Source organism: Marinagarivorans sp. (assembly GCF_982758155.1).
Map to the genome: position 1 here is coordinate 1 of NZ_CEXWTU010000069.1, position 11,022 is coordinate 11,022.

Consider the following 11,022-nt stretch of genomic DNA (forward strand, 5'->3'; position numbering starts at 1 on the left):
TTAAGTTTGCACTCTAATCATGGCACGAAGTGGGTGGGTCCATCTTATTTCCTGCCCCTGCGAGTGAATATACCGCTCGATATCACCGTGTTCTTTGTTAGAAAAAAGCTCCGAGTCAAGATCGGTTATTATTGAATCGAGTTGCTCTTTGGCACCGGCTAAGAATGATAAATCTGGCTAATTTAAGTATGATATGTTGAGGAGGAGAGGTCTTTTTTTAGGTTAAGTTGTTTGGTAGCTTTATAAATAACACAAAACGGCCTCTTTTTCTTCTTTTTTAATTTAACTCATTAATTTTATTGTGTTTTTTTGTCGACGAAAAGGAACTACACCCATAAATATTTGTCTTTAATTATTTGCTCCATTTCTCGTAACCGAATTTTAATTAATGAAAATCTCGAGAGCCCACAGCTAGGTTTTCTAAAAGCTCCGTATAATCGTTCTAAACGACCCGCGATCACATGGGTTACATGACCTTGGCGCCCAGTAGAGCTTGTCAAAAAGTATTTTGCGTTGTCCTCCATACCGCTACGTTGGTATTTCCCGTTTTATCTTCTAGGGTTAAAATACTGTGCCTTTAGCGATTCCTGGGCGTTGGCGGCCGGTAACAATACCGGCTACGCGCACAAAACTGCCGTGGTTTATGGTGCCTTTTACAGCGACGTATTTGCAATAACGCTAAAATCTGGCCTCTTTGTTCGTAGGTGGTCATGTTTGCATCTCTTGCCGGAGAGAATGCGAGCAGCCTACTATCAGCTCACAGCTTTCTCTGCTCAGGCTATGCACTTCGTTTTTGAACCCAAGATACTTTAGTTGCAGCAATGGTGAGAGGGATCAATAACGATACCCTTTTTATCAGTAGCCATAATAATGTAAGCTACTAACTTAATCTGGATCAATCCCATACCCAACCTATTATTTAACTAACATTCGACTATGAGTTGACATAATCATTATCAATAATCTGAGATTACAGCAATGACTAAAAGCAGATATTGTGTTTTGCCTTTTGTTCACATGCATCTTGCCAGTGGGGGCCGAGCACAACCATGTTGCATTAACCCGTTGAACATTGGCAATGCATCCAGCGAATCCTTAGGGGATATATGGACAGGAAAGAAAATAACTAAATTGCGAAAAAATCTCCTAGGATCAGGCGATAAGAGCTGTAATGTCTGCTATCAAAAAGAAGCCGCTGGCGACGAGAGCCTGCGACAACTGAGTAATCGAAGTTTTGCGAAATATGTGAATACTGATAGTATCAAATATACCGAATATCCGAAGTCATTGGATATTCGACTTTCAAACCTGTGTAATTTGAAGTGCAGAACCTGTTGGCATGGTTCAAGCTCGGCCTGGTACGGGGATGCAGTAAAGCTTGGTAAAAGCTACGGTGAAAAAGCCCTCATTCAAACCGAAAACGTAGATTCTGTACTCAAGCAGTTAGATCAATATCTACCGGGAGTAGAGGAGGTATATTTCGCTGGTGGTGAACCCCTATTGATGGATGAGCATTATCATATCCTATCCCATCTCGATAGGTTAAAGCGCCATAATGTTAGGCTCCACTACAGTACGAATTTCACTAAATTACACTATGGTGAACATAACCTACTGGATATTTGGAAGCGATTTAAAAACTTGGCACTTGTTGTCAGCATCGATGGTATAGATGAAGATTTTGGCTATATCAGACATGGAGGTCGCTATGGTGATGTAATAGCGAATATGCGTAAAGTAAAATCTAATGTGCCACAGGCAAAGATATCTATAAGCATAACAGTGAGTATATTTAATATATTTTCGATAACAAAAGTAATAGACCGATTGTTGTCAGAAAATGTTGTTGATAATCAATCTCTATACTTTAATATTCTCGAAACGCCTGAAATATTCAACATAAAAATTATGTCCGCCTCGCAGCGCGACAAAGTAGATCAATCTATTAAAGAATATATTTATTTAAAACGCGATATTAATCCTTATATTGCCGAGCGTTTAGGCGATATTTTGGTTTATTTAAATTCAGGTGATCTGGGGCAGTATCGCGAAGAGTTTTCTCGCATTACGAAACAGCTGGATAAGATTAGGGGTGAAGACTTTGAAACACAATTCTCCGAAACTCAAGAGTTAATAGATATCATAAATATCGATTAGTAAAGCATATTTATATTGTTGTGAATACATAAACTAAGTTAGCTTTTCCATACGGCGGGTTTAGGGAGCAAATCGCTTAGCCCTCCTAGCGAAACTTTATCGCATAGAAATATCTCATCACTTAAAAAATCGACGAACCTGCCATGATCAGGGTGTGAACTTTTATGTATTGCTTTCGAACGGTACTCTTCCTCGGAAAAGGTGCCCCAATTGTCGAGTGTTAAAAAGTTACATGTGTCCGCGTTCCATTTATATGAAAGTTCTATAAAGCTCTTCATTTCGTGCCAATTATTATCTTGAACGACAAAACTTATAACAAGCCTTTCAAAATATCCTGCTTGTTGAAGTTCGGCAATAAATTCCATATTTTCCTTCAATATCCCCCAATCTCCACCACGCCTGTTAACTATGTACGACGCTTCACTGGCAGCGTCAATTGAGACCTCCGTATACCCAATGCGGTGATGAATATGCGGAATTTGTTCCCAGCGATTGCGAGTAAAAAGCTGTGCATTAGTATGGATTCGGAATCTGGGTTTTGTATACTTTTTGAAAATATCTCCCGAAAGCAAATCCCAAAAATGTCTGCCGCCGAAGGGGTCACCGGAGCCAGTGATATAGATGGTATTAAGTTGGTCTCCAAAAGCCTCTAAGTATTGCTCAACAATGCGATAATTTTTTTCTCGTTCTGCTTTGTTTGAGTGCACGTAATCTTGACGGCATGAGGGGCACGATAGATTGCAAGAGTAGTCGTGTGCAAGATTCAAAGTGTCCGGCGAGGTTGATGTAGAGTCGACGAGAGCTTGGTAGTGAGCAACTTCGCTTTCAGTGGCATATTTCACGGGCCCAGAAACTTCGGTCAAATGTTTGCAAAATTCTTTACTACAGAATTGAAAGGATTCATCGAGAACTGATTGTCGAATTGCTTTAGCCTTATCGCTATGCCAAAGATCGAGGGGCTTTGTCGTATGCGGGTCACCTATAGATGTCTTTAGCCAGCCTGGGCAGCAAAGAAACGCCTCTCCACGACTACGAGGGGTGAGCTCGAGCCACTCGAAGGGTTTTGTACAAATTAAGCGCCCCTGTGAGGGTGATGTGTTTCGCATTTAGCGGTTCCCATAATATCAGCAATGTTAAAAGAATATCAAAAGAATAGGACTAAAGTAAGTCTTGCTTCAGAATCTAATATGTTACTATGTGTTTATCGATTACGGTAAGGTTTCCTCATTAGTGGCGCGAGATTAAAGACACCATGGAAGATAAATCCATGCCTGAAATGAGTTTATCTCAAGGCTTAAAGTACATTTACCGCGGTGTGTGGAAGTACGTATATGGTTTCCGTCATTTATATATCTTAGCATTAGTGCTCCAAGGTATAGCAGACTTAATAGCAATATCTATTCCCGTACTTATTGGCTACGCAATTAATGAACTTCAGCGCTTAAGCGACGAAGGTGTTCTCAATGCATTTAAATACATTGTAATAGTTTTGTGTTTGGTGCTAGTGAGGTGGGTCGCTTATGCACCGGGTCGATTACTAGAGAGAAACGCCGCGTTAAACGTGCGAACTGCTGTGCTGAAAGATTTGACAAACACGGCGATCTACGCACCTCTCTCTTTTCACGACACTCGACGATCGGTAGAGCTCACTCAATATATCAATCAAATTGTTACTGCGATCTTCAGTTTTTCACAGAGTCAGTTTCTATACATTAGAACTGCAATTACTATTTTTATTCCTTTGGTTATTCTATATATCCTTTCCCCGATGATTGGTTTCTTGTCAACAATCGGTTATGCATCGCTTCTTTTGCTGATAATACACTTCGATAGAAAAGCTTACGCAGTAAATAAAGCCGCTTACGATACATCGCGTAAACATTTCAATATATTCTCCGACTGTGTATCGAACATCCTTTCGATAGTCACTCTGAGAAAGCAAAAAATTGCAATGTCTCAGATCGAGCAGAAACTTGATGAAACGATAGACCCCTTTAAAAAAGACTTCACAATTAATGAACTCAGATGGTTGGCCACGGACTTATTTTCCAGTTTCGTATTTTTTGGGACTCTGATCTTTTACGTATATCAAGAATATTCTAAAGTTGGTGCCTCAGCCATCGCGTTGGGCGGTGTTTATATGGTCATTGAATACGGCCGGCAACTCAGTGCTGTGGTAAATGATTTAGTAAGACACGCATCAGAGTTAAATGGATATGTAGCTGGATACTCGGCAAAGGTACTATTCGACAGCGTAGAAGAGGTCGCACAAACTTGGCGTAATGACAGTGTCTCGGTCAATGACACCTGGTCATCGCTCAAAATTTCTGACGCGCTTTTACCCGCGTCACAAAATCGGCCACGTCTTAATTACCTATCACTTGAATTAAAAAGAGGCAAATCTTATGCGCTTGTGGGTAAAAGTGGTGCAGGTAAAACAAGTTTGCTGAAGGTACTAGCCGGAGTTGAGACATTAGCTTCCGGTAAGGTTTGCTTAGACGACACACCTGCCACACAGCAATATCTCGCTAGCCAGGCAACATTGATATGCCAAGAGGTTCAGATATTTGACGGAAGCTTGCGATACAATATCGTATTTGGTGGTGATCACGAGGATGAAGCTCTCGAAAAAATGACGCAAATATCTTGTATTTCTGATTTCGCCGATAACTTAGACAGGGACTTGGTTGCTGGTGCATTATCTGGCGGTCAGCGACAGCGTGTAGCATTGGCTCGTGGCTTACTGGTTGCAAAAGACACTACGTTAATCTTAGTTGATGAGCCGGGAGCCAGTCTTGATTTGGAAACTGAGCAACGCGTGCTTACCGGAATTCTTACGAGCTTTCCAGAGGCCTGTATCGTGGTTTCTCTTCACAATATGGAGCTTGTACAAATATTTGATAAAGTTATCCAAATGTCGGACGGAGAGGCTCATCAAGTTGTTGATGGCGGTAATGGTACTGTTACGTGGAAAGGAGCAGAGCATAACCTCATTGATTGATTTTAATGTGTGCAGGCGGTGGGTGAGTTTACTTCCAACCTATTTTTTGGATTCTTTACCTCTGCTGGAACCGCCTAAAAAACTTATTAGTTTTTGGGTGCGCCACTAAGTATTTAATTTGCCATCCAAATATTGGATATGTTTCTAGAATGTTAGCTATGTTGAGGTGTATTAATGAGTATTGTGGGATATAAGTCAGGTGGTCATGATGGGAGTGTCTGCTCAATAGTCGATGGAAAACTTGTCTTTAGCATTGAAGGAGAGAAAGATACTGGCCCTCGTCACAGTCTCGTAAATCAAAGTGACTTTGAGGCAATTATTCACAAAAACAATGTCGAGCCTACCGTCATTTGTGGTGATAGCTCGGCCTTTTCCTTAGCGGACTGTGATAATTACTCAGGGATATCACTTAACGACATTTACTCGAGTAAAGCTACATTCGGTGGTAAAAACTACGATTATCTTTCTGTTCCTCATGAGCTTTCACATATTATAGGGTCACTGGCTCTGAGTGATATTCCTGTTGGCCAGCATTGTTACGTGCTGGTATGGGAGGGGTATTTGGGGTGTTTATACTACGTTAATGACAAAATGGAGGTGAGCAGAGTAGGGGATGGTTCGCCGATGCTGGATTACCCAGGTTTGCGTTATGCGCTCCCTTACCATGCTACCGGACGCTGTGAGCTATTCGGCCATGAGGCGGCGGGAAAAATAATGGCGCTAGCGGGGCTTGAAGGTAGCCAAAATTGTGATGGCAGTAAAGAACAAGAAATTGCTGAATTAATCGTCAATGCGGAAATTTCTTACAAAATGGGGCGGGTAGCTTTAAATCGCAGTTGGACTAATTTGTATGATAAGTTGGAATATCTACGCTACGTTCCAGCCTCAGACGAACGAATGGTTCGGCTATGTCGGTCCGTGCAAGATCAATTATATTCACGTTGCTTATCCTATTTGAAAGCCAATGTAACGTCTAAGCTACCATTAGTCATTACCGGTGGTTGCGGACTTAATTGTGAATGGAATACACAGTTACGTGAAAGTGGCCTATTCGAATCAGTTTTTGTACCGCCTGTGCCAAACGATACGGGTATCGCAATTGGTGCAGCAGCAACCGCACAATTAATACAGACAGGGCAGCAAAGGCTCGAATGGGATGTTTATTGTGGCGAAGAGTTTAGAGAGCAGCAGGGAGATCTGGAGCAATTTGGTTATAAAAAACTCCCACTAGATTTTAGCCGCCTTTGTGAATTAATTTACGATAAAGAAGAAGTTGTAGTGTGGGTCCAAGGCCGATACGAAATGGGCCCAAGAGCCCTGTGCAATCGATCTTTGATAGCTTCCCCATTGAGCGAAAAAGTTCGTGATAGATTAAATCAAATAAAGCAGCGAGAATTTTTTAGACCGGTCGCACCGGTTTGTTTAGAAGAGGATGTCTCTGAGCATTTCGAGTGGTCAGGACCGAGTCCATACATGCTGTATTTTCAGCAGGTGAAATCTAAACAGTTAAAGGCAGTCACTCATTTCGATTGTACGGCAAGAGTTCAAACCGTTAATGCGTCCCAGAACCCAATTATGCATCAGTTGCTTCAAGAGTGTAAAAAGTATTCGGGTTACGGGGTACTCTGCAATACATCCTTCAATTTTCGAGGGGCAGGGTTTATCAATAACACGCACCATGTGATGAATTTTGCCCATGAAACCGGAGTTAACGCGTTTGTAATTGGCGACTGGATGTACATTAAGAATTCAATTGTTTAGTCCGTTGATCAAGGTTAGCTTTTCAGAAAAGTTAACCTTCGAAAGTCTCGATTCATCGAAAATATTTAATGATCCATTTGGTACTGCCTAGGCAGCATCAAATGGCGCCCTATGCTGTCGAACAAAATTCATTGCCAGAGGGATGGAGGCGATCATTCCTTGTCGAAAATACCTTCCCGCCGTGTAATAAATATTATTCTGTTGTAAAAGCCGAAGTAATGTTGCCTGACCATCGCAAGTCAAACAAATGTTCTCATAGAGCCCAGATATGGCATTGGGAGTTGTTTCGCTTAGCGCGATTAAATCGCCAAACTCAACTAAAGGGTGCCTCCGTAAATTACCCTCGAGAGTTTCAAGCTCCGCATCATCAAGTTTTAACTCGTCTCTTATTTGCTCCAAAGTAGTGCCTGATCGAATCATAAAACCCTCGGGAATACCAAAGGGTATTTTTACGTCTTTATAAATCGCTTTATAAAGGCTTAAAAATAGCCGGTCAAACTCTTGGTACATATCCGACATGATTAAGGCTGAGCATATGGAATATTGAACACCTACCCAAATATCATTGGCTTGGAATTGAACGGATTGCCGGCCGTCTTTAGGGCAACTATTGCATACGCCTACACCATTGCGATAAAAACTCGCAGTTAGCATTGTGCTGAGTGCGCGTTGTCTTTTAGGTTTTGGTGTAATGGGAGGCAGCCCTAATAACATTAGGTAAGTATCTGCCAGTAGCTGACCTGCGACGACTGAATCAGAGTCATTGCGACTGCGGTCTGAGTCAGTTGCCCAAACGTTAGGAAGCCTCGTATATAATAATTGCTTTCTGAACACTTTTTTACCGAGGCCGCTATTGGAGGCTTCGGTTGCATCGTTGAAAGCTCCGTCGCTGGTAATGAAGTCGTTAAGGTGCTGTACCAACTCCGCAGCAGATGTAGATGGCCCGATTTTCATGTATTGACTTAAAAAATTTATTAACTCAGCGTTATATTCCGATTTAAAGTCAGTGCTGATAATGGGATCATAACAAGAGTGATAATAGCCTTCTTTTTCATCCCAAAGCCACGCATTTAAATCCTTTGTTGCAGCTACCTCCATTTTTTTGAATTTATCTAAATCATTAGGCTTATCGAGAATATCGGCAATTTCAATAACTGCCCTTAAAGCGGCGACCCATAATGTTGCCGAGTAAACGGTAACCCCGCTATTCTCAATATTATCGAAAGTATCGGAGGTTCCTCGGGTAATCGGCAGGTTAACTCCTTCGTGCATGTTGACTCGAATGTTGTCCAGGCATTTCTCGATCGAATCCCAGCACTTTAATAGAAATTCGGTGTCAGGGTCGGATTGATATGCTCTTAGCGTTAGTAAAACGAATTTTGGTGCTAAATCGAGCCAGTGGTGCACGTTATGCCAACAATAAGCATTAGGGGCAGGGTCAAAGACGCTACCGAGGTCATGCGGAACAAAACCAGATAGTTTCCTTGCACCAATAAACTCAGAAGGAACCACATTGCCTTGATTAAAATAGCCGAAGCGATGGTGCCGCCGCGCGGTAAGGTCTTGATTAAGAATTTCTTTGGCAAAAAGTAGAATATTCTCTTTATCAGCCGTTGGATGAAGTGCTAGTAATGTAAAAGATCCGTAAAAATACACATCCAATGAGTTGTAAAAGGGGTAATCAATAGACTCTCGCACCAACATCGCACCTTGGTCAGTCCACTGGCTACCTTCGGCCAGAAACGAATAACTGTTGAGTAGCATCTCTGAAATTTGCTGAGTGCATTTTAAAGGCGAAATAGACAATGTGAAATCTTGAATAATCGACGTCGCGGAAAGAGCCGTTTGTGATTGCTTAAGCTCAGTATCGATGACGTCTCTATTGTGTATATAGTATTTAGTAATGTGAATAGGAAGTTCACTTTTTTCAATGTCTTCAAAGTGCTTTCGATACGATTTTAATGGCAGTGGAGACTGCATATAAACTTCATCAAAACAATTTATGGCGAGAAATCGAAGTTTTTTACTTTGTTTGGGCGCTAGGTATGCGTTTACAGATAGTCCACCGCCTTTCGTTTCTTTTCCACAGTTCATATTACTGCCAATGTATCTAGCAGGAACACCGGAAAATAACGAGCTTTGAATGACATAACTTTCTTGGTCCATTAGCATGTCTTCATTTACATGAATGTAAATGTCAGGATCCTCACTATAAACCCCAAACAAAAATTGGTTGGCGCCATCGATTGATTGAAAAAGGATGCCCGTAAACTTACCTTTAGCTAAAGAAAAATTGATCGACTTTCTTACGCTATTACCTAAGCGTCTTGTAAAATTAAATTCTGCGTCTTGACTAGCACCGCGTTGCTTGATTACTTCATAGCCGGTAAAGTCTTCGATCGTTTGCGTTAGCCCAATTTCGTATTCAAGCGCACAGTCGTCGTTAATGATTTCAAATTCGGACCAAAATATAGGGAGTGACGAGAATATACTGCTTTGACATAGCCCAGGAGACGAATGATTTTTTTGGATACGACAGGCGTGTTCACCAGATTTGTATTGCGTTGTAGATTGCGGGTAGTTTGCGCAATACCACATATCCTCAAGAGGGTAATTATTTTGCCAATTGGTTGTTCCCCCCCCGCCTATTAAACAGGTAGAATATGATTTTTGATCCGATATGCTCCCGGGGAAAAGATCAAATAGAAAACTTCTGTTTAAGCGCCTAAAATCAGATTTTTCAGCTAGCGCTAATGTGCGCTGAGAGGTTTTCACATTGCTATTACGCGCGTGTTGGATGTTATCACTGTAAAAGGTTTCAATCTCCAGCCATTTATTTATCAAATCGTCAATTTCGAAATCAGAGGGTCTCTTTTCGAATTTGACGCGTTCGCCGTCAACGTATACTGGAGTCGCTTCAAGAAATGTTAAGAAATCATTTGAGTTGTGTACCCTAAGCCCATTTTGGATGGTAGATGATTCTTTATAGAAATACTTTGCGAACTCTATCGAACAGTCTTGCGTTCCCGTGATAAACAATCCATGTTTAAAATTGATAGATGCAGTATGCCCTGCAGGGTTGAGCGTGCAGGTGGAGCCCATTCCCCCTAATGACATCCCTGTGTTCTGAGGTGTCGTGGATACTGGGACATGCCACTGCTGAATATATTCATACATACCACTGCGGGACAGGAGATCACTAACGGGTTGATATTTCATTAAAACGTACTCGTCTAACGCTAGAATATTGTAGTAGTTATCAATCGTGAAAATATTGGACTACATCGATATATCCACAATTACTGTAGTTTATGAAAGAATCCAAACTTTTAAAATCATAACACTTTACAAGTAACCCAGCATCTCTCGCGAGAATGACAAAGACGAAGCTATCTTTCATGTAACGAGTAACATACTAGCGATTTCATCGCCGGAAAACTGAATCTATTATGAAAATTAAAAAACTATGATCTATTTCAATCCCACTTCAGCATCCGCAATAGCGCTGCTTCGCAATTAAGGTCTAAGGCTACAGCGCTTGGTATGCCCAAAGTACACCTTATGCAGTGGCCGCCGCGTTAAAAGCATAAATGCGGAGTTGATCCGCGACGGTAGCGGTTATTTGCCAGACTCAGTATCGGCAAATGGCCATGTTGACTTTCGCAGGGATAAGAGTGCCCTTAACGGCCAGCACAAATAATGCACCGCCAACCACAGTGAAGCCGGTTGCGATGACATTAACATTGTACCTGTTCTTTATTTTGGCTGAATGCGAGTACATTGAAGTGCGATTTTAACGTTGTAGAAAACAGAGCGTAATCGGAGGTGTTGGCTGTTACTAGTGGTAGACTTGGTGAGAATTCTTGCCACAACGTCGCAATGCTGGCTGGCGGTTGCAGTGCTAGCTGTTGTCCTGCCACGTTAAGCAACTGGCATTGTTTTTGCCAACCAAGCCCCAAGCGCAGCGCAGCAGGTGAGCTCTGACGCTGGCTGAGCCAAGGATGGTGTATCGCGAAGATAACTTTGGCTTCACTAGTCAGTAGGTGGCACTTGCGCAGTTCTGGGTAACTGAGTGAATCTGCCCAAGCGAGTACGACACAGTG

The 11,022-nt window shown here is 41.9% G+C and carries 6 protein-coding genes; 3 read left to right on the forward strand and 3 right to left on the reverse strand.

Going from position 1 to position 11,022, the window contains the following annotated elements; translation table 11 throughout:
* Positions 1–978: 978 nt before the first annotated feature.
* Complete coding sequence (locus AC3A8L_RS09735) at positions 979–2,157, forward strand: twitch domain-containing radical SAM protein (protein ID WP_487962057.1); 1,179 nt, start codon at positions 979–981, stop codon at positions 2,155–2,157.
* 38 nt (positions 2,158–2,195) lie between these two features.
* On the opposite strand, the gene AC3A8L_RS09740 is transcribed toward AC3A8L_RS09735, so the two are convergent.
* The gene (locus AC3A8L_RS09740) at positions 2,196–3,263 is read right to left on the reverse strand and encodes a radical SAM/SPASM domain-containing protein (protein ID WP_487962058.1); all 1,068 of its coding nucleotides are present in this window, start codon (positions 3,261–3,263) and stop codon (positions 2,196–2,198) included.
* Between the two features lie 146 nt (positions 3,264–3,409).
* On the opposite strand from AC3A8L_RS09740, the gene AC3A8L_RS09745 reads away from it, so the two are divergent.
* On the forward strand, positions 3,410–5,158 hold the full coding sequence (locus AC3A8L_RS09745; protein ID WP_487962059.1) for an ATP-binding cassette domain-containing protein: 1,749 nt from the start codon (positions 3,410–3,412) through the stop codon (positions 5,156–5,158).
* A gap of 174 nt (positions 5,159–5,332) precedes the next feature.
* Positions 5,333–6,919 (forward strand): carbamoyltransferase C-terminal domain-containing protein, encoded by a 1,587-nt coding sequence (locus tag AC3A8L_RS09750; protein WP_487962060.1) that lies wholly within the window; start codon positions 5,333–5,335, stop codon positions 6,917–6,919.
* An 87-nt stretch (positions 6,920–7,006) separates the two neighbouring features.
* On the opposite strand, the gene AC3A8L_RS09755 is transcribed toward AC3A8L_RS09750, so the two are convergent.
* Together AC3A8L_RS09755 and AC3A8L_RS09760 are read right to left on the reverse strand one after the other, a co-directional pair.
* Positions 7,007–10,138: a GH116 family glycosyl hydrolase gene (locus AC3A8L_RS09755; RefSeq protein ID WP_487962061.1), complete on the reverse strand. Its 3,132-nt coding sequence runs from the start codon at positions 10,136–10,138 to the stop codon at positions 7,007–7,009.
* A 518-nt stretch (positions 10,139–10,656) separates the two neighbouring features.
* Positions 10,657–11,022, reverse strand: a 366-nt coding sequence (locus AC3A8L_RS09760) for a hypothetical protein (protein WP_487962062.1), incomplete at its 5' end; no start/stop codon positions are given.